Below are 23,683 nucleotides of genomic sequence, written 5' to 3'. Positions count from 1 at the left end.
TTCACTTTGCCTCTTTAGGAAAGCAAGCAATGTTTGGCGAGAAGTTTCGGGATCGGCAAAAGCCGATGGTGCTCGTGCTGGGACTCGGCGAATCGGGTCTCGCGATGGCGCGTTGGTGCGCGCGGCAAGGTTGCCGCCTGCGCATTGCCGACACGCGCGAGACGCCGCCCGGTCTGGCCGAACTCGCCAAACATGGCATCGATGCCGCGAACTTCGTCGGCGGTGCATTTTCGACGGCGCTGCTCGAAGGCGTGGAGATCGTCGCGATCAGTCCTGGTCTGTCGCCGCTGGCGGACGACCTCGTGCCGCTGATCGCCGCTGCGCGCGAGCAGGGCATCGAAGTCTGGGGCGAACTCGAACTGTTCGCGCAGGCGCTGCGTCATCTGGGCGAAAGCGGCTACGCGCCGAAGGTGCTGGCGATTACCGGCACGAACGGCAAAACCACCACCACGAGCCTCACCGGCATGCTCTGCGAGCGCGCGGGCAAGACCGTGGCGGTGGCGGGCAACATCAGCCCGGCCATGCTCGACAAGCTCGCTGAAGCCATCGACAACACCGCACTGCCCGACGTCTGGGTGCTCGAACTCTCCAGCTTCCAGCTTGAGACGGCGCATTCGTTCGAACCCGACGCGGCGACGGTGCTCAACATCACCCAGGATCACCTTGACTGGCACGGCGGTCTCGACGCCTACGCCGCCGCCAAGGGCCGCATCTTCGGCGCGCAGACCGTGCGCGTGCTCAACCGCGACGACGCGCGCGTGATGTCGCTTGCGCGCGTGAAGAACAGCGGTGACGCGCGCGTGGTGACGTTCGGCGTCAATGAACCGCAGCGCGACGGCGACTTCGGTCTCTCGCGCGACAACGGCATGCAGTGGCTCGTGCAGGCGCACGACCGCGACGCCATCGACGAACCGGTTTCGGCGCGCCGCCGCAAACAGCTGGACGCCGCGCCGGTCAATCTCGGCATGAAGCGCCTGATGCCCGTCGACGCGCTGCGCATTCGCGGCCTGCACAACGCGGCCAATGCGCTCGCGGCTTTCGCGCTCGCGCGTGCCATCGACCTGTCGCCCGCCGCGCTGCTGCACGGCCTGCGCGACTATCGCGGCGAGCCGCATCGCGTCGAACTGATCGCCTCGATCGACGGCATCGATTTTGTCGACGACAGCAAGGGCACCAACGTAGGCGCGACGGTCGCAGCGCTCGACGGCCTCGCGCAGCGCGCGGTGCTGATCGCAGGCGGTGACGGCAAGGGCCAGGATTTCGATCCGCTCGCCGCGCCCGTGGCGCGCTGGTGCCGCGCGGTCATGCTGATCGGCCGCGATGCGCCGAAGATTCGCGCCGCGCTTGAAGGCACCGGCATCGCGCTCACCGATCACGCCACGCTCGAAGACGCCACGCACGCGGCCACCGCGCTCGCCGAACCCGGCGACGTCGTGCTGCTGTCGCCCGCGTGCGCGAGCTTCGACATGTTCAAGGGCTATGCGCATCGCGCCGCCGTGTTCCACGACACGGTCGAGGCCATCGCCGCAGAACGGGGGACGACGATATGAGCTGGTCCGAACGATTCGGCGCGCGCCTGTCTCGCGAAGCGAGCGGCGGAGCCTCTGATCATCACAGCACCTCGCTAGGCTCGTCCAGCGCGCGCGTGGGCGGGATTTCGAGCGCGGTCAACGGCGCGCGCCCTGGGCGCTCGCGCATGCTCGATTACGACTACTCGCTGCTGTGGGCGGTGATCGCGCTGCTGGGACTCGGCGTGGTCATGGTCTATTCGGCGTCGATCGCGATGCCCGATTCGCCCAAGTACGCTTCGTACCGCGACTGGGCGTTTCTCGCGCGCCACCTGGTGTCGCTCGTGGTCGCCGCGGTTGCCGCCGTGGTGGCGTTCCGCATTCCGGTTTCGGTGTGGGAGCGCTACGCGCCCAAGCTCTTTCTGATCGCGCTGGCGATGCTCGTCGTGGTGCTGATTCCGCACATCGGCAAGGGCGTGAACGGCGCGCGGCGCTGGATTCCGCTCGGCATCACCAATATGCAGCCGTCGGAAATCATGAAGCTCGCCGTGACGATCTACGCGGCGAACTACACGGTGCGCAAGCAGGAATACATGCACAGCTTCGCGAAGGGCTTCCTGCCGATGGCGTTTGCCGTCGGCGTGGTGGGCGCGCTGCTACTGCTCGAACCCGACATGGGCGCGTTCATGGTGATCGCCGCGATTGCGATGGGCGTGCTGTTCCTCGGCGGCGTGAACGGCAAGCTGTTCGGCGGCCTTGTGCTCACCGCAGTGGGCACCTTCACGATGCTGGTGTGGCTCTCGCCGTGGCGTCGCGAGCGGATCTTCGCTTACCTCGATCCGTGGGACGACCGCTACGCGCAGGGCAAGGCTTATCAGCTGACTCACTCGCTGATCGCGTTTGGGCGCGGCGAATGGTTCGGCGTGGGTCTGGGCGGCAGCGTCGAAAAGCTCAACTATCTGCCCGAAGCGCATACCGACTTCATCCTGGCCGTGATCGGCGAGGAACTGGGTTTTGTTGGCGTGATGATCGTGATCCTGCTGTTCTACTGGATCGTGCGCCGCTCGTTCGAAATCGGCCGTCAGGCGCTGGCGCTCGACCGCACCTTCGCGGGTCTGGTCGCCAAGGGTCTGGGCGTGTGGTTTGGCGCGCAGGCCTTCATCAACATGGGCGTGAACCTCGGCCTGCTGCCGACCAAGGGCCTGACGCTGCCGCTGGTGAGCTACGGCGGATCGGGCATTTTGCTGAACTGTATTGCGGTGGCGCTGTTGCTTCGTGTGGACTATGAAAATCGCGTGTTGATGCGCGGGGGCAAGGCATGACCGCTCCGCAGACGCGCACCCTGATGGTGATGGCCGGCGGCACCGGGGGACATGTGTTCCCGGGCCTCGCCGTCGCGCATCGCATGCAGGAGTGGGGCTGGCGCGTGGTGTGGCTCGGCAACCCGGCAGGCATGGAAGCGACGCTGGTGCCGAAGCACGGCATCGCGATGGAATACGTGCGTTTTGGCGGCGTTCGCGGCAAAGGCCTCAAGACCAAGCTGATGTTGCCCGTTAACCTCCTGCGAGCGTGTACGCAGAGCCTTTCGGCGCTGCGTCGCGTGAAGCCCGATGTGGTGCTCGGCATGGGCGGCTACATCACGTTCCCGGCGGGCGTGATGAGCGCGCTGTCGGGCCGTCCGCTGGTGCTGCACGAACAGAATTCGATCGCGGGTCTCGCCAACAAGGTGCTGGCGAAGCTCGCGAAGCGCGTGCTGGTGGCGTTTCCTGGCGCACTGCCCAACGGCGAGTGGACCGGCAACCCGATCCGCGCCGAACTCGAACACGTCGTGCAACCGAAGGATCGCTACGCGCAGCGCAGCGGCCCGTTGCGCGTGCTGGTGGTGGGCGGCAGCCTCGGCGCGGCAGCGCTCAATGAAGTCGTGCCGCGCGCGCTGGCGAAGCTCGCGCCGGCAGAACGTCCGCTGGTCGTGCATCAGGCGGGCGCGAAGCATATCGACGCCTTGCGTCAGAACTATCGTGAAGCCGGTATCGAAGATGGTGAGGGTGGAGAGGCGGCGCAACTCGTGCCCTTCATCGACGATATGGCGAGCGCCTACGAAAACGCAGATCTGGTGATCTGCCGCTCGGGCGCGATGACGGTGGCGGAAATCGCGGCGGTGGGCGTGGCGGCGCTGTTCGTGCCGTTCCCCTATGCGGTGGATGATCACCAGACCACCAACGCGGCGTTCCTCGCACAAGAGGGCGCGGCGCGCGTGGTGCAGCAACGCGAGTTGTCGGCAGACGCGCTCGCAGACTGGCTCAAGCAGCAAACCCGGCAATCGCTGGCAGAAATGGCAGAGCGCGCCCGCGCGCTCGCAAAACCCGACGCCGCCGAACAGGTCGCGCGCATCTGCGCGGCCGCGGCGGGCGTAGTAGCGGGAGGAAAGCAATGAAACACATCGTCAAACACATCCATTTCGTCGGCATCGGCGGCGCGGGCATGAGCGGCATCGCCGAAGTGCTCGTCAATCTCGGTTATCACGTGAGCGGCTCGGACCTCGCGAAGAGCGCGGTCACCGACCGCCTGGCGGCGCTCGGCGCGCGCATCGCGATCGGCCACGCCGAAGAGAACATCGAAGGCGCGAACGCCGTGGTCGTGTCCACGGCCGTGCGCAGCGACAACCCCGAAGTGCTGGCCGCGCGCCATCGCCGCATTCCCATCGTGCCGCGCGCCGTGATGCTCGCGGAACTCATGCGCCTGAAGCAAGGCATCGCCATCGCGGGCACGCACGGCAAGACCACCACTACGTCGCTGGTGGCGAGCGTACTGGCGGCGGGCGGACTCGATCCGACGTTCGTGATCGGCGGGCGTCTGATCAGCGCGGGCGCGAATGCGCGTCTGGGCACGGGCGACTTCATCGTCGCGGAAGCCGACGAATCGGATGCCTCGTTCCTGAATCTCTTCCCGGTGATCGAAGTCATCACGAACATCGACGCCGATCACATGGACACCTACGGGCACGACTTCGCGCGCCTGAAGCAGGCGTTCATCGAATTCACGCACCGTCTGCCGTTCTACGGCATCGCCGTGCTGTGCGTCGACGATCCGAACGTGAAGGAAATCCTGCCGTTCGTGTCGAAGCCGATCATCCGTTACGGCTTCGCGCCTGACGCGCAGGTGCGCGCCGTCAACGCGGTCGCGCGCGACGGAAAAATGTATTTCACGGTGATGCGCGAAGATGCAGCACCGCTCGATATCGTGCTGAACCTGCCGGGCGATCACAACGTGCAGAACGCGCTCGCGGCGATTGCGATTGCGACCGAGCTCGAAGTGAAGGATGAAGACATCCAGCGCGCGCTGGCCGAATTCAACGGCGTGGGCCGTCGATTCCAGCGTTATGGCGAAGTTCCGGTCAACGGCGGCGGCACTTACACGTTGATCGACGACTATGGTCACCATCCGGTGGAAATGGCGGCGACCATTGCGGCCGCGCGCGGCGCGTTCCCGGACCGTCGTCTCGTGCTCGCGTTCCAGCCGCACCGCTACACGCGCACGCGCGACTGCTTCGAAGATTTCGTGCGCGTGCTGTCGACGACCGATGCGCTGGTGCTGACCGACGTGTACTCGGCAGGCGAAGCGCCGATCGTCGCGGCGGACGGCCGGGCGCTGGCGCGTGCGATTCGCGTGGCGGGCAAGGTCGAGCCGGTGTTTATCGAGACAGTGGACGAGATGCCGGACGCGCTGGCCGCAGTGGTGCGCGACGGCGACGTGGTGATTACGATGGGCGCGGGTTCGATCGGCGGTGTGCCGGGTCGGATCGCGCAACAGGAACAAAAGGCGTAAGTGACATGAGCAGCATCGATCCGAAATTCGATCCGAAGCAGTTTGGCAAGGTGGCGGTCCTGCTGGGCGGCGTGTCCGCCGAGCGCGAAGTGTCGCTCAAGTCCGGCTCGCTGGTGCTTCAGGCGCTGCAAAGCGCGGGCATCGACGCGCATGCGTTCGATCCGTCCGAGCGTCCGCTGTCGGCGCTCAAGGACGAAGGCTTCGTGCGCGCGTTCAACGCGCTGCATGGCGGCTATGGCGAAAACGGCCAGATCCAGGGCGCGCTCGACTTTTACGGCATCCGTTATACGGGCACGGGCGTGCTCGGCTCGGCGCTCGGTCTGGACAAGTTCCGCAGCAAGCTGGTGTGGCAGCAACTGGGTATTCCAACGCCGCCGTTCGTCGCGGTGCTGCGCGGCGACGACTATGCTGCCGCCGCGCCCGGCATCGTCGCGAAGCTCGGCCTGCCGCTGTTTGTTAAGCCCGCGAGCGAAGGTTCGAGCGTGGCGGTCATCAAGGTGAAGACCGAAGCCGATCTCGTGCCGGCGATTGTTGAAGCCGCGAAGCACGACAAGATCGTGCTGGTGGAAAAGAGCATCGAAGGCGGCGGCGAATTCACGGCTTGCGTCGCGGGCGATCTCGATCTGCCGATCATCAAGATCGTGCCGGCGGGCGAGTTCTACGACTACGACGCCAAGTACATCCTCGACACGACGCAGTATCTGATTCCCTGCGGCGTCGCGCCCGAGAAAGAAGCGGAACTGAAGAAGCTCGCGCGCCGCGCGTTCGACGTGCTCGGCTGCACCGACTGGGGCCGCGCCGATTTCATGATGGACGCAGCAGGCAACCCGTATTTCCTCGAAGTGAACACGGCGCCTGGCATGACCGATCACTCGCTGCCGCCGAAGGCCGCGCGCTCGGTGGGCATCGAGTACCGCGATCTCGTGGTGCGCGTGCTGGCGCTGACGCTGAAAGACTGAACCCGAACGACTGAACTCGCCGTAAAGATCGACTCGACCGCATTGAACCAACGCCGACATGTGGAATAACGTACGCCAGCTCAACCTCGCCGCCAACGCGTTGCACGCGCTGCTCGTGCTCGCGCTTCTGGTGGCCGGCTGCTACTGGCTGGTGCAGCGGCCGAATTTCACGCTGCGCGAAATCCGCATCGAAGGCGACACCGAGCACATCAACGCGCCTACGGTGCGCGCTAGCGTGGTCGGCCGTTTGAAGGGCAACTTCTTCACCGTCGATCTCGACACCGCGCGCGCCGCGTTCGAGCAGATGCCGTGGGTGCGCCACGCGAGCGTGCGCCGCGTCTGGCCGAATGCGCTGGCGGTGTCGCTCGAAGAGTACAAGCCGCTCGGCACCTGGGGCAGCGATCAGCTGGTCAGTACGGACGGCGAACTGTTCACGGCGAACCAGGGCGAACTGGATGAAGATCTGCCCGCGTTCGATGGCCCGGACGGCACCGCGCCCGAAGTCGTCGCGCGTTATCGCGACTTCGTGAAGTGGTTTGCGCCGCTCGGTCTGGAGCCGGACGAAGTAACGCTCACGCCGCGCTACGCGTGGACGGTGAAGCTCTCGAACGGCATGCAGGTGGAACTCGGTCGCGAGCGTAACGCGGACACGCTCGCGGAACGCACGCATCGCCTCACCGCCGCGTGGTCGGCGCTCACGCAACGTTGGGGGAAAGACATCGAATATGCGGATCTGCGCTATCCGAACGGTTTTGCGATTCGGGCGGCGGGCATGCGCTTCATTAGCGATACGCCCGGCCCGGGCAAGAAGTAACAGCACATCACACGCAACGAGCACGATATGAGTAAAGACTATAAGGATCTGCTGGTCAGCCTCGACATCGGGACGTCGAAGGTGGTGGCCGTCGTCGCCGAAATGAAGAGCGATGGCCACTACGAGGTGATCGGCCTCGGCCAGGCCGAATCGAAAGGTCTCAAGAAGGGCGTGGTGGTGAACATCGAGGCCACGGTGCAGTCTATCCAGCGTGCGCTCGAAGAAGCGGAACTCATGGCTGACTGCAAGATCACTAATGTGTTCACCGGCATCGCAGGCAGCCATATCCGCAGCTTCAACTCGAGCGGCATGGTCGCCATCAAGGAGAAGGAAGTCACGCAGACGGACGTTGCGCGCGTGATCGAAACGGCCAAGGCGATCAACATCCCGACCGATCAACAGGTGCTGCATATCCTCACGCAGGAATTCATCATCGACGGTCAGGAAGATGTGCGCGAGCCGATCGGCATGAGCGGCATCCGTCTGGAAGTGAAGGTGCATATCGTCACCGGCGCGGTGAGCGCGGCGCAGAACATCGTGAAGTGCGTGCGCCGCTGCGGCCTCGAAGTGAACGATCTGATTTTGCAGCCGTTGGCGTCGTCGCTGGCGGTGCTCACCGACGACGAGAAAGAACTCGGCGTGGTGCTGGTGGATGTGGGCGGCGGCACGACTGACATCGCGATCTTCAGCGAAGGCGCGATCCGTCACACGGCGGTGATTCCGATCGCCGGCGACCAGGTGACGAGCGACATCGCCATGGCGCTGCGCACGCCGACGCCGGACGCGGAAGACATCAAGGTGAGCTACGGCATCGCGAAGCAGGCGCTCGCCGATCCGGACGAAATGATCGAAGTGCCCGGCCTTGGCGAGCGCGGTCCGCGCACGCTGTCACGCCAGGCGCTCGCTGCGGTGATCGAGCCGCGCGTGGAAGAGTTGTTCTCGCTCGTGCAGCAGGTGGTGCGCGAGTCGGGCTATGAGGAATTGCTCAGTTCGGGCGTCGTGCTGACGGGCGGCGCCGCGATGATGCCGGGCATGGTGGAGCTTGGCGAAGACATCTTCCTCAAGCCGGTGCGCATTGGCGTGCCGGAATACGCGGGCGGTCTCGCCGACGTCGTGCGCAATCCGCGCTATTCGACGGCGATGGGTCTGCTCGTGGAAGGCCGCGCGCAGCGTATGCGCGGTCGCAAGGTCGCGGTGCAGTCGGGGTCGATGGGTCAGGTCTTCACGCGGATGAAGGACTGGTTCCTCGGCAACTTCTGACGGGAATAAAACGCGTTATCGACAGATCGACGCGCGAAGGAAAAACGCAGGGACCGAAGAAGCGCTGGTGACGGCGGCTGGCGCGCAGGAAAGGGTTGCCCGACTCATTCCTGAATAACGCCGAGGAGCGGAAATCTTTTTCTTGACGGAGGCAACATGGAATTCCAGATGCTGGAAACGGAAACCAACGGCACCATCATCAAGGTGGTGGGCGTAGGTGGCGCTGGCGGCAATGCCGTGCAGCACATGATCAATCGCGGCGTGCAAGGCGTCGACTTCATCGTGATGAACACGGATGCGCAGGCGCTGTCGCGTTCGCGCGCACCGGCCGTGATCCAGCTCGGCAACACGGGTCTGGGCGCTGGCGCCAAGCCCGAAATGGGCCGCGCGGCCGCTGAAGAAGCACGCGAGCGCATCGCCGACTCGCTGCGCGGCGCGCACATGGTGTTCATCACCGCCGGTATGGGCGGCGGCACGGGTACGGGCGCAGCGCCCGTGGTCGCGCAGATCGCCAAGGAAATGGGCATTCTCACCGTGGGTGTGGTGAGCAAGCCGTTCGAATTCGAAGGTGGCAAGCGCATGCGCGTGGCGGAAGCCGGCTCGCAGCAACTGGAGGATCACGTCGACTCGCTGATCGTCGTCCTGAACGACAAGCTGTTCGACGTGATGGGCGATGACGCCGAGATGGACAAGTGCTTCCAGTGCGCGGACGACGTTCTGAACAACGCAGTTGCAGGCATCGCCGAAATCATCAATGTCGACGGTCTGGTGAACGTCGACTTTGAAGACGTGAAGACGGTGATGGGCGAGCAGGGCAAGGCGATGATGGGCACGGCGACGGTTGCCGGCGTCGATCGCGCACGTCTGGCTGCTGAGCAGGCGGTCGCAAGCCCGCTGCTCGAAGGCGTCGATCTGTCGGGCGCGCGCGGCGTGCTGGTCAACATCACGTCGAGCCGTTCGCTGCGTCTGTCGGAAACGCGTGAAGTCATGAACACCATCAAGAGCTACGCGGCGGAAGACGCCACGGTGATCTTCGGTGCCGTGTACGACGACGCGATGGGCGACGCACTGCGCGTGACGGTGGTGGCAACGGGTCTGGGCCGCGCGGCAGCAACGCGCCAACAGGCTGCGCCGATGACGCTGCTGCGCACGGGTACGGACAACCATCCGGTTGCGGCTGCTCAGCATTCCTACGCACCGCAACACGCACAAGCTGCCGACTACGGCGCGCTCGACACGCCGGCCGTGTGGCGCACGTCGCGCGACACCGCGGCTTCGCATGTGCAGGCGCTGCAGGAAAAGGGCGTCGATACGTACGACATCCCGGCGTTCCTGCGCAAGCAGGCCGACTAAGGCCAGCGCGACGAGCGAGTTCTGGCTGCGGTGCCGGGCACGGCGGTGGTGTGCCCGTCCGCAGACGGACGGTTCGACATGACGTTGCGATGATTGCTAACAAGACCCGCAAGGCCGCATTCGCAAGGATGCCAGGCTTCGGACGCTTGCCCGCTGCATTTTGAGGTGGGGCACGGCGTATGCGCGCGGTCATGCAGGCAATGTCGCCCGTAATGGCGAACGAACACGCTTTGCGCATCGATGTGAAGGACGAGTGATGATCAAACAGGGTGATACGCTGCCCGACGCCACGCTCTTCGAATTTGTCGAAGACGAGCGCGCGGGCTGCACGCTGGGGCCGAACAGCTTCAGCGTGCGCGAGCAAACGGCGGGCAAACGCGTGGTGATCTTCGGATTGCCGGGCGCGTTCACGCCCACGTGCTCCGCGAAACACGTTCCAGGTTTTATCGAGCAGTACGAAGCGTTCCGCGCGGCGGGCGTCGACGAAATCTGGTGCGTGTCCGTCAACGATGCGTTCGTGATGGGCGCGTGGGGGCGAGATCAGCGGACCTCGGGCAAGGTACGCATGATGGCCGACGGCAGTGCGGCGTTCACCCGTGCACTCGGTCTGGAGCAGGATTTGTCGGCGCGTGGCATGGGCATCCGGTCCCAGCGCTACGCCATGGTGATCGACGGCGGCGTGGTCAAGACGCTGAACGTCGAGGCGCCGGGCAAATTCGAAGTCAGCGATGCGGCGAGCGTGCTCGCCACGTTGAGCCCGACATGAGCGCTCATGCCGCGCTTGCGTTGCCGCAATGCAACGGGCCGGCAGGGTAAATGTGACGGGCTATTACGTCCAGCCGTGCGGGCCGATGGCCGGGAACGCCTCCGTTCCGGCCGTCGGCCCGTCGTCCATTCCAGCGAGGTAACGTGAGGAAACGAATTGTCACGCCCGGGACGACGACGGACTTGCGATACTTGGAGTATAATTCGTCCTATGAGTTAAAAAGTCCCGATTGGGATTTTCAATGAGTAGAACACTATGTTGAAGCAGCGAACCATCAAATCGATCGTGAAGACGGTTGGCATCGGCCTGCATTCGGGCCGCAAAGTCAATCTGACGCTCCGCCCGGCGGCGCCGGACACGGGCATCGTGTTTTCGCGCGTGGATTTGCCGAACCCGGTGGACATCCCCGCGTCGGCGATGGCGATTGGCGATACGCGCCTCGCCTCGGTGCTGCAGAAAGACGGCGCGCGCGTCTCGACCATCGAGCATCTGATGTCGGCATGCGCGGGTCTGGGCATCGACAACCTGTATATCGACGTGACCGCGGAAGAGATTCCGATCATGGACGGCAGCGCATCGTCGTTCGTGTTCCTGATCCAGTCGGCGGGCATTGAAGAGCAGAACGCAGCGAAGAAGTTCATCAAGGTGAAGAAGACCGTGGAAGTGCGCGATGGCGACAAATTCGCGCGCCTCGACCCGTTCTTCGGCTTCAAGCTCAAGTTCACCATCGATTTCCGTCATCCGGCTGTCGACAAGACGGGCCAGGCGCTGGAAGTGGACTTCGCGAATACCTCGTATGTGCGCGAAATCGCGCGTGCGCGCACCTTCGGCTTCGCGCATGAAGTCGAAATGATGCGTGAGCTGGGTCTCGCTCGCGGCGGCAGCATGGACAACGCCATCGTGCTCGACGAGTACCGCATCCTGAACAACGACGGCCTGCGCTACGACGACGAGTTCGTGAAGCACAAGATGCTGGACGCGATCGGCGACCTGTATGTGGTCGGTCATCCGCTGCTGGCTTCGTACGACGCCTACAAGTCGGGCCACGGCCTGAATAACGCGCTGCTGCGCGAATTGCTGGCGCACGAAGATGCGTATGAAATCGTCACGTTTGACGACACGCAGAAAGCACCGCGCGGCTTCGCTTACGAGGCGCAGACGGCATTCGCCTGATTCGCATCAAACGCGGGATCCAATGAAAAAGGGTGGCTTATGCCACCCTTTTTTGTTTCCGCCGATCTAGCGCCGATTTCAGCGGCGCTTCAGATGCCGCGCCGCCATTTTCGCGAGCGCTTCCTGAAGCGGCGAAGGCGGCAGGCTTTCGCTGAGCGTTGCCAGCGCCGCCGCGCCGGCGGGCGTCATGCGGGCCTGCTTCGGTTGCGGCGGTTCCTTCACGGCTTGCGGGCGCACGCGGATGCGCACGCTATTCAACGCCCAGCCGCGCGCCTGCAATTCGGTTACGAGCCGGGGTTCCAGATGACGTAACCGCGCGGCCAGCGCGTTGTGTGCGGCGAACAGCGCCAGTGTGCCGTCCTTGATAAAACCGGGTTCCACGCTCGCGGCCAGGTAGTCGGGCAGCAGTGCGTTGAGGTCGCGCTGGATCGCCGCGATCTGCTCGACGCCGGCGCGCAGCGGCGCGAACGCGTCGGTGCGGCTGAGGACTTCGGCGATCGGCTGGGGCGCGCGCGGCTTGCCTGGCGTGCGCGAATTGCGCTGCGCACGCGGCGCGGCGGCAGCGCCCGGCCTTGAAAACGGCGAAAAACGGCTCATGTGGCGTGTAGAGGAGCGCGCGCGGGCTGCGCAGCGGTTGTGTGGCCGAATTGTGGCGATGCCGTCATTGTAGCCTGCGCGTTTTGCCTCCACGCGCCTTGCCGTATTGTCAGACCTTGGTGACGCAGGCCGAAAACGGGCCGCACCAAGGGTTGGCGAGAACGGCTTGCGAGGCGCGTCGGCGTGGGCTTTTCGCGCTGCACCCCGCACTGGACCCAACACGGCGTTGACACGGGCGGTGCCCAGGGTGCGTGCTAAAATGCCCGATTCGAATCCACCAATTTGGGCTTAAGCCGCCGAGGTCCTTCCGATCCGGGTGCGTGGCGCAAAACGTATGCAAACCAGTCTGTTTGCAACGCGCCGTGCAGCACTCCCGGCTGAAGCCGCGACGCAGACACCGATCCGATGACCACCGGTTTCTTACAGAAAATCTTTGGCAGCCGCAATCAGCGCCTGATCAAGCAATATCAGAAGACGGTCGCGGCGATCAACGCGCTCGAACCGACCATCGAGCAATACACCGATCAGCAACTCACCGCGAAGACGGCTGAGTTCCGCGAGCGCGTCGCCAATGGCACGTCGCTCGACGAACTGCTGCCCGAAGCGTTTGCCGTTTGCCGCGAGGCCAGCAAGCGCGTGCTGAAGATGCGTCATTTTGACGTACAGCTGATCGGCGGCATGGTGCTGCATTACGGCAAGATCGCCGAAATGCGCACCGGCGAAGGCAAGACGCTCGTCGCCACGCTGCCGGTGTACCTGAACGCGCTTTCGGGCCGCGGCGTGCACGTGGTCACGGTGAACGACTACCTCGCCCAGCGCGACGCCGAATGGATGGCGCGTCTGTACAACTTCCTCGGTCTGTCCGTCGGCATCAATCTGTCGCAGATGGACCACGGCATGAAGCAGGAAGCCTACGGCGCGGACATCACCTACGGTACGAACAACGAGTTCGGCTTCGACTACCTGCGCGACAACATGGTCTACGAGACCGAAGCGCGCGTGCAGCGTGCGCTGAACTTCGCCGTGGTCGACGAAGTGGACTCGATCCTGATCGACGAAGCGCGTACGCCGCTCATCATCTCGGGGCAGGCCGAAGATCACACCGAACTCTACGTGCGCATGAATGCGCTGCCGCCGCTGCTCGAACGCCAGATCGGCGAAGAGAAGGCCGACGGCACGGGCGTGGAAAAGCCGGGCGACTACACGCTCGACGAAAAGGCGCGTCAGGTGTTCCTGACGGAAGCGGGCCACGAAAAGGCCGAGCGCATGCTCGCCGAGTGGGGCCTGATCGGCCAGGGCGAAAGCCTCTACGCACCGCAAAACATCACGCTGATGCACCACGTGTACGCCGCCCTGCGCGCGCACACGCTGTTCTTCAAGGATCAGCACTACGTGGTGCAGAACGGCGAAGTCGTGATCGTCGACGAATTCACGGGCCGTCTGATGGCAGGCCGCCGCTGGTCGGATGGTCTGCACCAGGCCGTGGAAGCGAAGGAACACGTCAAGATCCAGAGCGAGAACCAGACGCTCGCGTCGATCACGTTCCAGAACTACTTCCGCATGTACGCCAAGCTCTCGGGCATGACGGGTACGGCGGACACGGAAGCGTACGAATTCAACGAGATCTACGGTCTCGAAACGGTCGTGATCCCGACCAACCGCATTCCCAAGCGTATCGACAAGCAGGACCAGATCTACAAGACCGCGAAGGAACGCTATGACGCGGTGATCCGCGACATCCGCGAATGCCACGAGCGCGGTCAGCCGGTGCTGGTCGGCACCACGTCGATCGAAAACTCGGAAGTGCTCTCGCATCTGCTCACGCAGGCCGGTCTGCCGCACGACGTGCTCAACGCCAAGCAGCACGGCCGCGAAGCCGCGATCGTCGCTGAAGCCGGTCGTCCGAAGCGCATCACCATCGCCACCAACATGGCCGGTCGCGGTACCGACATCGTGCTGGGCGGCAATGCGGAAAAGCAGGCGGCTTTCATCGAAGCCGACGAAGCGATTCCCGCCGACGAAAAGGCGCGCCGCATCCAGCAACTGCACGACGAATGGCAGACGCTGCACGATCAGGTGAAGGCCGCGGGCGGTCTGCACATCATCGGCACGGAACGCCACGAATCGCGCCGTATCGACAACCAGCTGCGCGGCCGTGCGGGCCGTCAGGGCGATCCGGGTTCGTCGCGTTTCTATCTGTCGCTCGAAGATCCGCTGCTGCGCATTTTCGCGGGCGACCGCGTGCGCGCCATCATGGACCGCCTGAAGATGCCGGAAGGCGAGGCGATCGAAGCGGGCATCGTCACGCGTTCGATCGAGTCGGCGCAGCGCAAGGTCGAAGCGCGCAACTTCGACATCCGCAAGCAGCTGCTCGAATACGACGACGTGTCGAACGACCAGCGCAAGGTCATTTACCAGCAGCGCAATGAACTGCTCGAAGCGCATGACATCACCGAAACCATCGGCGCGATGCGTCACGGTGTGGTCACGGATATCGTGCGTCAATATGTGCCGCACGGCAGCATCGAAGAGCAGTGGGACGTGCCTGAGCTGGAAGAAATCCTGCGCAACGAATGGCAGCTCGACCTCGCGATCCAGGAAATGATCAACGAGTCGTCGTCGATCGACGCGGATGAGATTCTCGAAGCCGTGCTGGCCGCCGCCGACGAAGCCTACGAGCAGAAGGTGGCGCTCGTGGGCCGCGAATCGTTCAGCGCGTTCGAGCGCTCGGTCATGCTGCAGACGCTCGACCGTAGCTGGCGCGAACACCTTGCCGCGCTCGATCACCTGCGTCAGGGCATCCATCTGCGCGGCTATGCGCAGAAGAACCCGAAGCAGGAATACAAGCGCGAGGCGTTCGAACTGTTCGCCGCCATGCTCGACGCCGTGAAGCAGGAAGTCACGCGCATTGTCATGAACGTGCAGATCCAGTCGCCGCAACAGCTCGAAGAAGCCGCCGAGCAGATGGAAGAGCAGGGCGGTCATCTGGAAAACGTCGAATTCCGCCACGCCGAATTCGCGGAAACGGGGGCGGAATCCGCGCCCGTTGGCGCCGCCGCACCGGTGGCCGACGCAGCCGCCGCGATGGTGGGCGCAGCGATGAGCCATGAAGCGCTGGGCGCCGACGGCGTGCCGAAGGTCGGCCGCAACGACCCGTGCCCGTGCGGCAGCGGCAAGAAGTACAAGCAGTGCCACGGCAAGATCGCGTGATGGGGCGCGGCGGTGCGCCGGTATCGACCAACCCGGTCCGATGCCCGCGCCGCTCGCTTCGTGATGCGCTTGCGCGTTGATTCCGGTGGCCCGCTCTCCATGGCGGGCCTTGCGTTTTGACTCCCCAATGCCGGCCAGGCTGACAGACGTCGCGGCCGGCATTGCCTTTTCGACAGGTCGCCACCATGGCTGTCAATTTCCCCTCGATCGATCCCGCACAACTTCATCCGGTCGCCGGCGTGACGCTCGGCTGGGCGGAAGCCCATATCCGCAAGCCCAACCGCAAGGACGTGCTGGTGATTTCCGTCGAGGAAAGCGCGAGCGTCGCGGGCGTGTTCACGCTCAACCGCTTCTGCGCCGCGCCGGTCACGGTCTGCCGCGAGCATCTCGCGAAGGTGCGTGCGGGAGGCAAGGGTATCCGCGCGCTCGTCATCAACACGGGTAACGCGAACGCGGGCACGGGCGAGCCGGGCATGAAGAACGCGCTCGAAACCTGCGACGAACTCGCGCGCCTTGCGGGCATCGAGCCCTCGCAGGTGCTGCCGTTTTCGACGGGCGTGATTCTCGAACCGCTGCCGATCGACCGCCTGAAGGCCGGTCTGCCCGCCGCGCTCGCAAACCGCAAGGAAGCGAACTGGTACGACGCCGCCCAGGCGATCATGACGACGGACACGCTGCCGAAGGCCGTGTCGCGCCAGATCGCCATCGACGGTCACACCATCACGTTCACCGGCATCAGCAAGGGCGCCGGCATGATCAAGCCGAACATGGCGACCATGCTGGGCTTCCTCGCCTTCGACGCGAACGTCGCGCAACCGGTGCTCGACGAGCTGGTCAAGTACGTGGCCGACCGCTCGTTCAACTGCATCACGATCGATGGCGACACCTCGACCAACGACTCGTTCATCCTGATCGCCTCGGGCAAGTCCAGCCTGCCCGCGATCACCTCGACCGATTCGCCGGCCTACGTCGCCCTGCGCGACGCCGTGACGGAAGTGGCGCAGACGCTCTCGCAGCTGATCGTGCGCGATGGCGAAGGCGCAACCAAGTTCATGACGATCCAGGTGGAAGGCGGCAAGGACGTCGCCGAAGCGCGCCAGATCGCTTACGCAATCGGCCATTCGCCGCTCGTGAAGACGGCGTTCTACGCATCGGACCCCAATCTGGGCCGCATTCTGGCGGCGATTGGCTATGCGGGCGTGACGGATCTGGACGTGGGCAAGATCGACCTGTATCTGGACGACGTGCTCGTCGCCAAGGCTGGCGGCCGCAATCCGGAGTACAAGGAAGAAGACGGTCAGCGCGTGATGAAGAAGAGCGAGATCCTGATCCGTGTGGTGCTCGGCCGCGGCAACGCCGAAGCCACGGTCTGGACCTGCGACCTCTCGCACGACTACGTGAGCATCAACGCCGACTACCGTTCTTAATTCGGTCCCTGATCTTTCTACGCAAGACGCAATGGACAAGCTCGAACAGTTTCTGACCCGCGCCGAAGCGCTGCTCGGCCGCCTCGAAGCCGTGCTGCCGCCGGCTGCGCCCGATGTCGACTGGAACTCGGCAGTCGCGTTCCGCTGGCGCACGCGCCAGGGCCGCGGCTACCTGCAACCGGTCCCGGGGGTTTCGCTGATTTCGCTCGACGATCTGCAGAACATCGATCGCCAGAAGAACCTGATCGACCGCAACACGCGTCAGTTCGTGCAGAAGAAGCCCGCGAACAACGTGCTGCTGACGGGCGCGCGCGGCACTGGCAAGTCGTCGTTGATCAAGGCCTGCCTGAACGCGTACGCGCAGGACGGCCTGCGCCTGATCGAAGTCGACAAGGACGATCTGCATGATCTGGGCGATATCGTCGATCTGATCTCGACGCGTCCGGAGCGCTTCATCGTGTTCTGCGACGATCTTTCGTTTGAGGACGGCGAATCGGGCTACAAGGCGCTCAAGGTGGCGCTCGACGGCTCGGTGGCCGCGCAGTCGGACAACGTGCTGATCTACGCGACCTCGAACCGCCGCCATCTGCTGCCCGAGTACATGAGCGACAACGAATCCTACAAACACATGCCCGACGGTGAGATTCATCCGGGCGAAGTGGTGGAGGAGAAGATCTCGCTGTCGGAACGCTTCGGTCTGTGGGTGAGCTTCTATCCGTTCAAGCAGGACGACTATCTGACGATCGTCGGACATTGGCTGCGTCACTTCGACTGCACCGACGCCGAAGTCGAGTCCGCACGCGGCGACGCGCTGGTCTGGGCGCTGGAGCGTGGTTCGCGTTCGGGCCGGGTCGCGTGGCAGTTCGCACGCGACTGGTCGGGCAAGAAGGCGCAAGAGGCATGAGCGAGCAAGTCACGGAAACGGTACAGTCGCGCCCGGTGACGGAAGTGGCAGTCGGCGTGCTGGTGCAGCCCGACGGCCGCTATCTGCTGGCGCAGCGCCCCGAAGGCAAACCCTACGCGGGCTACTGGGAATTTCCCGGCGGCAAGCTGGAAAAGGGCGAGTCGGTCGAGGCTGCGCTCGCGCGCGAACTGCACGAGGAACTGGGTATCGACGTGAAGGCGTGCCATCGCTGGCATACGCTTGAGCACGATTACCCGCACGCCTATGTGCGGCTCTACTTCTGCAAGGTCACCGACTGGACCGGCGAGCCGCATGGCCGCGAAGGTCAGGCGCTGGCCTGGCAGGCGCTCCCCGCGAGCGTCGAGCCGCTGCTGCCCGCGACGATTCCGGTGCTGGAGTGGCTGGCGGCGGAATAAGCTGCGCTTGCGCTGAAGCCAGAAACACAAAAGCCGCTGCACGTTCGACGTGCAGCGGCTTTATTCATGGCGATGCTTATTGGCGCGTATCCGTGGGCGGCGCTTCGTCATCGGGCGGCGTGTCTTCCTCGTTGCCGCCGATCCGGTACTTTTCAGCGGCCCAGGCGCCCAGATCCATCTGCTTGCAGCGTTCCGAGCAGAATGGGCGGAAACGGTTTTCCGGAACCCAGCGGACATCCTTGCCGCAGGTCGGACATTTGACGACGGTGGTCATTCGGTCGACTGATCAATAGCTGGGCGGCGCCGTTGAAACGGCGCCGCGGTTGGCAAAATTACAGACTGCAGAGCGTGAGCTGGAACGGCACGTCCTGGTCGACGGCGCGCGGGCGCAGATCGCCATCCTGAACGGTGAAGCGGACCCACAGCATGTACTTGTTGGCGCTCGCTTCGGGGATCACGCGCAAATCCGGTGCCACGCGGACCTGCATAAGCTGGTAGGTGCGGCCAGAGAGCATCTGCTGATAGCTGCCCTGCATGGCCATGACCTTCGACGCCTGGCCGGATTCGCGCGCGAGACGCAGCACGATGCTGGCGGCGTCGCGCAGCGGCAGCAGCGGCGTGACCCATTTGGCGATGTCCTGACGGCGTTGATCCGCGTGCAATTGCTGCCATGCGTAATACGAAGGCAGATCGAACTTGCAGGTGCCGCCCGGAATGATCGCGCGGCTGCGGATGCTGGTGAGCCATTCGTTGTCCGCAAGATGCTGGCCGGTTTTGCCTTGCATCTGCGTGAGACCCGCGAGCGTCTGCTCGATTTCGCCGAGCACGCTTTCCAGCGCATTCTGCTCTATGCCGGGATTGCCGCGGAACGGCGCGAGCGTCTGACGCTGTCTTTCGAGTTCCTTCATGAGGTCCGACTTGAGGTCGGCGCGGCCTGCAACTTCCGCGATTTCGAAGAGCGTCGTGAGCGCAACGTGATGTTCCCTCGGATCCTCCTGGGTCAGGAAAAACGTGAAGCGCTCGAACAGGTCTTCGAGGCGCAGCAGCGTCCGGATTCGCTCGTTGAAGGGATACTCGTAAAGAATCAAGCGCGCTCGCCTCGGGCGTGGTCGGTGAAGGATTGCAGGACATTCTAATGCCGTGGGACTACGGTCGCAATCGCACACACCGGCGCAAGGTCGTTACATCAGTGTTTTCCAGCAGATTCCTGCAATTTTCCACGCGATGAGCGTGAGGCGCGCTGCAAAAACACGCGGGAAAGTTACCCGCGTGCAAGCGCGAGGTAACGTTGATGCAGTATTTCGACGTCCTGTGCGAGCGCTTCGAGCGTGACGCCATCGTTGACGATCACATTGTCAGCGGCGCTCAGACGTGCTTCGCGCGTGGCCTGGCGCGCGATGATCGCGAGTACCTGTTCACGCGTGAAGCCGTTGCGCGACATCACGCGCGCGATCTGCGTTTCGACGCTGCAATCGACGGTCAATACGCGATTCACGCGTGTTTTCCACGCACCCGATTCGACCAGCAGCGGCACGACCAGCATCACGTACGCTCCATTTGCCTCGCGCGTTTCGCGTTCGGTTTCGGCGCGGATCAGCGGATGCGTGATCGCTTCGAGCCGCTTGCGCGCAGCCTCGTCGCCGAACACGAGCGCACGCATGCGCGCGCGGTCCATCGAGCCGTCGGCGGCGACAAATTCAGGGCCGAATTGCGCGGCGATTTGCGGCATGGCGATGCCATGCGGTGCAGTGACGCGATGCGCAATCACATCCGTATCGACGAGCGGCACGCCACGCGCCGCAAACAGATCCGCGACCGTGGATTTGCCGCTGCCGATACCTCCAGTCAATCCGACTGCAAACATCGATTCATTTCCTCACGCAAAAAAGCGATACAACGGCGTGCCAGCAAACAGCGTGATAAACGCGCCCGCAGCCAGATAAGGGCCGAACGGCAGCGGCTCTTCGAAACGCATGCGTCCGCTCAGCGTCGCCGCAATGCCGACCACCGCGCCCGCCACCGCGCTGATCACGACGATCTGCGGCAGCGCGGCCCAGCCAAGCCACGCGCCAAGTGCGGCGAGCAGCTTGAAGTCGCCATGACCCATGCCTTCGACGCCACGCAGCAGGCGGAAGATCCAGTACACACTCCAGAGTACGAGATAGCCCGCAACCGCGCCGATCACGGCGCTTTGCAGATCGGTGAAGGTATCGGCGAGATTGACGAGTAGACCTGCCCAGACGAGCGGCAGCGTGATTGCATCGGGCAGCAGGTGATGTTCGAGATCGATCATGCTCGCGGCGATCAGCGCAGCGCTCAATGCAAATGCGGCGAGCGCCTTGCCAGAGGGGCCGAATGCGAGCAGTGCGCCGGCCGCGCAGAGTGCGCTCGCGATCTCGACCGCCGGATAGCGCAGGCTCACGCGCGTGCCGCACTGCGAGCAGCGCCCGCGCAGCAACAGCCAGCTCACGAGCGGAATGTTTTCCCAGGCGCGTAGCACGTGGCCGCAATGCGGACAGGCGCTACGCGGCAGCCAGAGGTTGTAGCGTGCGGGCAGGCCGTCGTTGAAGAGATCGCCGCTGGCGGGCGCGTCGCTGAAGAGTTCGGCGGCGTCGGCACGCCATGCGCGCTCCAGCATGATCGGCAAACGATGCACGACCACGTTGAGAAAGCTGCCGATCACGAGGCCGATCACGATCGCGAATCCCATCAGCACGCCGGGCGGCAATGCCGCGAGCGCGAGCGATAACGATGAGGGCGCATCGATTGGCGAGAGCGGCGCGCCGTTGAATGACGAGGCGAACGGGGTGGACACCGATGTGGACACGGCGGTGGACGCGGCAGCGGACGATAAAAGGACGGACATGTGCGGGAACCGTAATCTGGCAGCGATGCTACACCACGTTGCCCAGTTGAATGATGGGAAGATACATCGCGACCACGAGGCCGCCGACCAGCGCGCCCAGCACGACGATGATGAGCGGCTCGCACAGACTCGCAACCAGCGCGATCTTTTCGTCCACCTGACGGTCGGCGAGTGCGGCGACGTCGAGCAACATCGCATCGAGCGCGCCTGACTCCTCCGCGACTGCCACGGGCTGGATCACGTCGTCGGGAAAGCAGGCGGCCTTGCGCATCGCCGATGCGAGCCGTTCGCCGTGGCGCAGGCGTGCGCTGATGCTCGCGCTCGCATGATCGAAGAAGGCGTTGCCGCTTGCGTGCGTGAGTGAATCGAAGGCATCGGCGAGCGGCGTGCCTGCACCCAGCAACGTACCGAGCGCACGACTCCAGCGCGCGGCGCATAGCGTCGTGAGCAGCGCGCCGACCAGCGGAAGCGCCAGCGTGATACGGCCAAACGAGATCCGTGCCGCCACCGAACGCCGCAGCAGCGTATGCAGCGCGAACACGCCGCCCGTACACGTCACTGCAACGGGCACGCTCCAGCGCGCCGCGCCCGCCGACAGCATCAATACGAACTGCGTGGGCGCGGGTAGCGCGGCGCCGAAGCCATCGAAAATCTGCTTGAAGGTGGGCACTACCCAGACCAGCAGCGCGGTCGTGATCGCCAGCGCGAGCAGTAGCACCGCGACGGGATAGGTGAGCGCTGCGCGCACCTTGGCGCGTTGCGCGGCGGCGCGCTCACGATCATCGGCGATACGCGCGAGGACGTTGGCGAGCGCGCCCGATGCTTCGCCCACCGCCACAAGCTGACAGAAGAGCAAGCCGAAGCGCGCTGGATGCTGCGCGAGTGCTTCGGCAAAACGCTTGCCCGCCGTGATCTCGCGCGCAAGCGAGGCGGCAATGCGCGGAAGCCCGTTTGGCCCCGGCGCCTGGGCCAGCAGATCGAGCGCACCGGCAAGCGGCAGTCCGGCGCGCAAGAGGCTCGCGAGCTGACGCGTGAAGCGCGTGACGTCGGCCGGTCTGGCGCGCGGTGGCGCAGCCGGGCCGCGTCGTTCGAGCAGCGTGGCGGTGATGCGATCGCGCTTGAGCGCGAGACGTGCCGCCGAGGCGTCGAAGGCGATCAGCGTGCCGCGACGCGCGACGCCTGCCGCGTCGAGGCCGCGCCATGCGAAGCGCGAATCAGGCGCGGCGCTTTCGGGTTTGGTCATGACGCGTCCGTTGCGGCGAGTGCTTCGGCGAGACTCGTGGTGCCGTCGCGCACGCGGGCCAATGCGGCGTCGCGCAACGTGGCCACGCTTTCCAGGCGCGCCTGGCGTGCGATGTCCTGCGCACTGCGCCGCGCAACGATCATGTCGCGCATCGCGGCGCTCACGGGCATCACTTCGTGAATGCCCACACGCCCTCGATAGCCGATGCCGTGACAGGCTTCGCAGCCCCTGGCAATGAACGGCTGTGCATCGGCCAGTCCCGCCGCGCGCAAGCTGGCCGCCGATTCGTCCGAGGGCTGGCGGCACTGCGTGCAGAGCCGCCGCACGAGTCGCTGCGCTGTGACGAGCCGCAGCGCGGCCGCGAGGTTATACGGTTCGACGCCGATGTCGATGAGGCGTGCAACCGCCGCGGGCGCATCGTTGGTGTGCAGCGTGGAGAGCACCAGATGGCCGGTCTGCGCAGCCTTCACCGCGACGCTGGCGGTTTCCTCGTCGCGGATTTCGCCGATCATGATCACGTCCGGATCCTGGCGCAGCAGCGCACGCAGCGCGAGCGCGAAAGTCAGGCCGGCCTTCTCGCGCACGTTGACCTGATTGATGCCGGCGAGCTGGATTTCAGCGGGATCTTCGACCGAGCAGAGATTGCGCGAGGTGTCGTTGAGCTTTTGCAGAAAGGAGTAGAGCGAGAGCGTTTTGCCGCTGCCGGTTGGACCGGTGACCAGCACGAGACCATGAGGTGCGCCGATTGCCGCGCTCAGTGCCTCGCGCTGCACGGCGTCGAGACCCAGCGCAGTCAGCGAAAGATCGTCGGGCAACGCTTCGAGTCGCCGCAATACGAGCTTTTCGCCGTGGATCGTCGGCAGCGAATTCACGCGATAGTCCTCTTGCGGCTGGGCCTCGCCACGCGGCGACAGGCGCAGTCGCCCATCCTGCGGAATGCGGCGCTCGGCGATGTCCATGCGCGCGAGCACCTTGATGCGTGTGATAAACGCGTCGCGCAGATGAGCGGCCGGTCGCGCGATTTCATGCAGCACGCCGTCGATGCGCAGGCGCACGCGCCAGCCCTGTTCGAGCGGCTCGACGTGGAGATCGGAGGCGTTGCGCCGTGCGGCTTCGCGCAGCGTATCGGCGAGCAGGCGCACTGACGGTGCGTCGTCTGAGACAGGCGAGGGCGCAGTGGCTGAGGCAAAGCCGCCGTTTGCCGCACCATCCGCTGCGCGAGCGGCGATGGCGGGTAAGCGACGAACGCCGTGGGCGCCAGAACGATCAGGAATGGAAAACATCGATTGCCGGCCCGAAGCCGCCGTGTGCGAGTGACGGCTTCATGATCGGCTGACGCGGCTGTGCGCGCCATTCAGCCAA

General features: G+C 64.7%; 20 protein-coding genes and 1 pseudogene. 14 read left to right on the top strand and 7 right to left on the bottom strand.

Annotated elements, in window-relative coordinates:
• Nucleotides 1-29: 29 nt before the first annotated feature.
• The 10 genes from murD (at nucleotide 30) to lpxC (ending at nucleotide 11,658) form a co-directional block, all read left to right on the top strand.
• Nucleotides 30-1,550, top strand: coding sequence for a UDP-N-acetylmuramoyl-L-alanine--D-glutamate ligase (murD, locus tag F3J17_RS32700; RefSeq protein ID WP_167069457.1), 1,521 nt, complete (start codon nucleotides 30-32; stop codon nucleotides 1,548-1,550).
• Nucleotides 1,547-2,830, top strand: coding sequence for a putative lipid II flippase FtsW (gene ftsW / locus F3J17_RS32695; RefSeq protein WP_167069455.1), 1,284 nt, complete (start codon nucleotides 1,547-1,549; stop codon nucleotides 2,828-2,830). The genes murD and ftsW overlap by 4 nt, the downstream gene beginning before the upstream one ends.
• Complete coding sequence (gene murG / locus F3J17_RS32690; RefSeq protein WP_167069453.1) at nucleotides 2,827-3,942, top strand: undecaprenyldiphospho-muramoylpentapeptide beta-N-acetylglucosaminyltransferase; 1,116 nt, start codon at nucleotides 2,827-2,829, stop codon at nucleotides 3,940-3,942. The genes ftsW and murG overlap by 4 nt, the downstream gene beginning before the upstream one ends.
• The gene (gene murC / locus F3J17_RS32685) at nucleotides 3,939-5,333 is read left to right on the top strand and encodes a UDP-N-acetylmuramate--L-alanine ligase (RefSeq protein ID WP_167069451.1); all 1,395 of its coding nucleotides are present in this window, start codon (nucleotides 3,939-3,941) and stop codon (nucleotides 5,331-5,333) included. The genes murG and murC overlap by 4 nt, the downstream gene beginning before the upstream one ends.
• Before the next feature lie 5 nt (nucleotides 5,334-5,338).
• Nucleotides 5,339-6,292, top strand: coding sequence for a D-alanine--D-alanine ligase (locus F3J17_RS32680; RefSeq protein ID WP_167069449.1), 954 nt, complete (start codon nucleotides 5,339-5,341; stop codon nucleotides 6,290-6,292).
• A 58-nt stretch (nucleotides 6,293-6,350) separates the two neighbouring features.
• Nucleotides 6,351-7,106 (top strand): cell division protein FtsQ/DivIB, encoded by a 756-nt coding sequence (locus F3J17_RS32675; RefSeq protein ID WP_167069447.1) that lies wholly within the window; start codon nucleotides 6,351-6,353, stop codon nucleotides 7,104-7,106.
• 27 nt (nucleotides 7,107-7,133) lie between these two features.
• Nucleotides 7,134-8,366 carry a cell division protein FtsA gene (gene ftsA, locus F3J17_RS32670; protein WP_027817993.1) on the top strand — a complete coding sequence of 411 codons (1,233 nt, stop codon included), beginning with the start codon at nucleotides 7,134-7,136 and terminating at the stop codon, nucleotides 8,364-8,366.
• Between the two features lie 156 nt (nucleotides 8,367-8,522).
• The gene (gene ftsZ, locus F3J17_RS32665; protein ID WP_103707223.1) at nucleotides 8,523-9,719 is read left to right on the top strand and encodes a cell division protein FtsZ; all 1,197 of its coding nucleotides are present in this window, start codon (nucleotides 8,523-8,525) and stop codon (nucleotides 9,717-9,719) included.
• A 256-nt stretch (nucleotides 9,720-9,975) separates the two neighbouring features.
• Nucleotides 9,976-10,485 (top strand): peroxiredoxin, encoded by a 510-nt coding sequence (locus F3J17_RS32660; RefSeq protein WP_167069445.1) that lies wholly within the window; start codon nucleotides 9,976-9,978, stop codon nucleotides 10,483-10,485.
• Nucleotides 10,486-10,740: 255 nt separating this feature from the next.
• Entirely contained in the window at nucleotides 10,741-11,658 is a 918-nt protein-coding gene (gene lpxC, locus F3J17_RS32655; RefSeq protein WP_167069443.1) for a UDP-3-O-acyl-N-acetylglucosamine deacetylase, read from the top strand.
• 78 nt (nucleotides 11,659-11,736) lie between these two features.
• Here the strand turns inward: lpxC and F3J17_RS32650 are convergent, their stop codons facing one another.
• Nucleotides 11,737-12,255, bottom strand: coding sequence for a DUF721 domain-containing protein (locus F3J17_RS32650; protein WP_167069441.1), 519 nt, complete (start codon nucleotides 12,253-12,255; stop codon nucleotides 11,737-11,739).
• Nucleotides 12,256-12,660: 405 nt separating this feature from the next.
• On the opposite strand from F3J17_RS32650, the gene secA reads away from it, so the two are divergent.
• From secA to F3J17_RS32630, 4 genes are all read left to right on the top strand, one after another.
• The gene (gene secA / locus F3J17_RS32645) at nucleotides 12,661-15,465 is read left to right on the top strand and encodes a preprotein translocase subunit SecA (protein WP_167069439.1); all 2,805 of its coding nucleotides are present in this window, start codon (nucleotides 12,661-12,663) and stop codon (nucleotides 15,463-15,465) included.
• 185 nt (nucleotides 15,466-15,650) lie between these two features.
• Entirely contained in the window at nucleotides 15,651-16,892 is a 1,242-nt protein-coding gene (gene argJ, locus F3J17_RS32640) for a bifunctional glutamate N-acetyltransferase/amino-acid acetyltransferase ArgJ (protein WP_167069437.1), read from the top strand.
• Between the two features lie 31 nt (nucleotides 16,893-16,923).
• Nucleotides 16,924-17,796 (top strand): ATP-binding protein, encoded by an 873-nt coding sequence (locus tag F3J17_RS32635; protein WP_167069435.1) that lies wholly within the window; start codon nucleotides 16,924-16,926, stop codon nucleotides 17,794-17,796.
• Nucleotides 17,793-18,212: an NUDIX domain-containing protein gene (locus F3J17_RS32630; RefSeq protein ID WP_167069433.1), complete on the top strand. Its 420-nt coding sequence runs from the start codon at nucleotides 17,793-17,795 to the stop codon at nucleotides 18,210-18,212. The genes F3J17_RS32635 and F3J17_RS32630 overlap by 4 nt, the downstream gene beginning before the upstream one ends.
• 76 nt (nucleotides 18,213-18,288) lie before the next feature.
• On the opposite strand, the gene F3J17_RS32625 is transcribed toward F3J17_RS32630, so the two are convergent.
• The 6 genes and pseudogenes from F3J17_RS32625 to F3J17_RS32600 form a co-directional block, all read right to left on the bottom strand.
• Nucleotides 18,289-18,486 carry a DNA gyrase inhibitor YacG gene (locus tag F3J17_RS32625; protein ID WP_027817984.1) on the bottom strand — a complete coding sequence of 66 codons (198 nt, stop codon included), beginning with the start codon at nucleotides 18,484-18,486 and terminating at the stop codon, nucleotides 18,289-18,291.
• A 58-nt stretch (nucleotides 18,487-18,544) separates the two neighbouring features.
• The gene (gene zapD / locus F3J17_RS32620; protein WP_027817983.1) at nucleotides 18,545-19,300 is read right to left on the bottom strand and encodes a cell division protein ZapD; all 756 of its coding nucleotides are present in this window, start codon (nucleotides 19,298-19,300) and stop codon (nucleotides 18,545-18,547) included.
• Between the two features lie 173 nt (nucleotides 19,301-19,473).
• On the bottom strand, nucleotides 19,474-20,076 hold the full coding sequence (gene coaE / locus F3J17_RS32615) for a dephospho-CoA kinase (RefSeq protein ID WP_167069431.1): 603 nt from the start codon (nucleotides 20,074-20,076) through the stop codon (nucleotides 19,474-19,476).
• Nucleotides 20,077-20,088: 12 nt separating this feature from the next.
• Nucleotides 20,089-21,078 carry an A24 family peptidase gene (locus F3J17_RS32610; RefSeq protein ID WP_167069429.1) on the bottom strand — a complete coding sequence of 330 codons (990 nt, stop codon included), beginning with the start codon at nucleotides 21,076-21,078 and terminating at the stop codon, nucleotides 20,089-20,091.
• Nucleotides 21,079-21,106: 28 nt separating this feature from the next.
• Entirely contained in the window at nucleotides 21,107-22,321 is a 1,215-nt protein-coding gene (locus F3J17_RS32605; protein ID WP_167069427.1) for a type II secretion system F family protein, read from the bottom strand.
• Nucleotides 22,318-23,531 (bottom strand): annotated as a pseudogene (locus tag F3J17_RS32600) (ATPase, T2SS/T4P/T4SS family). The gene F3J17_RS32605 and the pseudogene F3J17_RS32600 overlap by 4 nt, the downstream one beginning before the upstream one ends.
• Between the last annotated feature and the right edge of the window lie 152 nt (nucleotides 23,532-23,683).

This window comes from Burkholderia sp. Ax-1719, from assembly GCF_011753055.1.
In the GTDB taxonomy this organism is placed as follows: Bacteria; Pseudomonadota; Gammaproteobacteria; order Burkholderiales; family Burkholderiaceae; genus Paraburkholderia.
Note: the sequence above shows the minus strand (reverse complement) of the source record. Positions and strands in the feature narration are given on the sequence as shown.

Coding starts and splice junctions, on each gene's coding strand:
- ftsA (WP_027817993.1), top strand. CDS start 7,134: ATGAGTAAAGACTATAAGGATCTGCTGGTCAGCCTCGACATCGGGACG.
- coaE (WP_167069431.1), bottom strand. CDS start 20,076: ATGTTTGCAGTCGGATTGACTGGAGGTATCGGCAGCGGCAAATCCACG.
- F3J17_RS32610 (WP_167069429.1), bottom strand. CDS start 21,078: ATGTCCGTCCTTTTATCGTCCGCTGCCGCGTCCACCGCCGTGTCCACA.
- secA (WP_167069439.1), top strand. CDS start 12,661: ATGACCACCGGTTTCTTACAGAAAATCTTTGGCAGCCGCAATCAGCGC.
- F3J17_RS32675 (WP_167069447.1), top strand. CDS start 6,351: ATGTGGAATAACGTACGCCAGCTCAACCTCGCCGCCAACGCGTTGCAC.
- murD (WP_167069457.1), top strand. CDS start 30: ATGTTTGGCGAGAAGTTTCGGGATCGGCAAAAGCCGATGGTGCTCGTG.
- F3J17_RS32630 (WP_167069433.1), top strand. CDS start 17,793: ATGAGCGAGCAAGTCACGGAAACGGTACAGTCGCGCCCGGTGACGGAA.
- F3J17_RS32635 (WP_167069435.1), top strand. CDS start 16,924: ATGGACAAGCTCGAACAGTTTCTGACCCGCGCCGAAGCGCTGCTCGGC.
- ftsW (WP_167069455.1), top strand. CDS start 1,547: ATGAGCTGGTCCGAACGATTCGGCGCGCGCCTGTCTCGCGAAGCGAGC.
- F3J17_RS32660 (WP_167069445.1), top strand. CDS start 9,976: ATGATCAAACAGGGTGATACGCTGCCCGACGCCACGCTCTTCGAATTT.
- lpxC (WP_167069443.1), top strand. CDS start 10,741: ATGTTGAAGCAGCGAACCATCAAATCGATCGTGAAGACGGTTGGCATC.
- murG (WP_167069453.1), top strand. CDS start 2,827: ATGACCGCTCCGCAGACGCGCACCCTGATGGTGATGGCCGGCGGCACC.
- argJ (WP_167069437.1), top strand. CDS start 15,651: ATGGCTGTCAATTTCCCCTCGATCGATCCCGCACAACTTCATCCGGTC.
- F3J17_RS32650 (WP_167069441.1), bottom strand. CDS start 12,255: ATGAGCCGTTTTTCGCCGTTTTCAAGGCCGGGCGCTGCCGCCGCGCCG.
- ftsZ (WP_103707223.1), top strand. CDS start 8,523: ATGGAATTCCAGATGCTGGAAACGGAAACCAACGGCACCATCATCAAG.
- murC (WP_167069451.1), top strand. CDS start 3,939: ATGAAACACATCGTCAAACACATCCATTTCGTCGGCATCGGCGGCGCG.
- F3J17_RS32625 (WP_027817984.1), bottom strand. CDS start 18,486: ATGACCACCGTCGTCAAATGTCCGACCTGCGGCAAGGATGTCCGCTGG.
- F3J17_RS32605 (WP_167069427.1), bottom strand. CDS start 22,321: ATGACCAAACCCGAAAGCGCCGCGCCTGATTCGCGCTTCGCATGGCGC.
- F3J17_RS32680 (WP_167069449.1), top strand. CDS start 5,339: ATGAGCAGCATCGATCCGAAATTCGATCCGAAGCAGTTTGGCAAGGTG.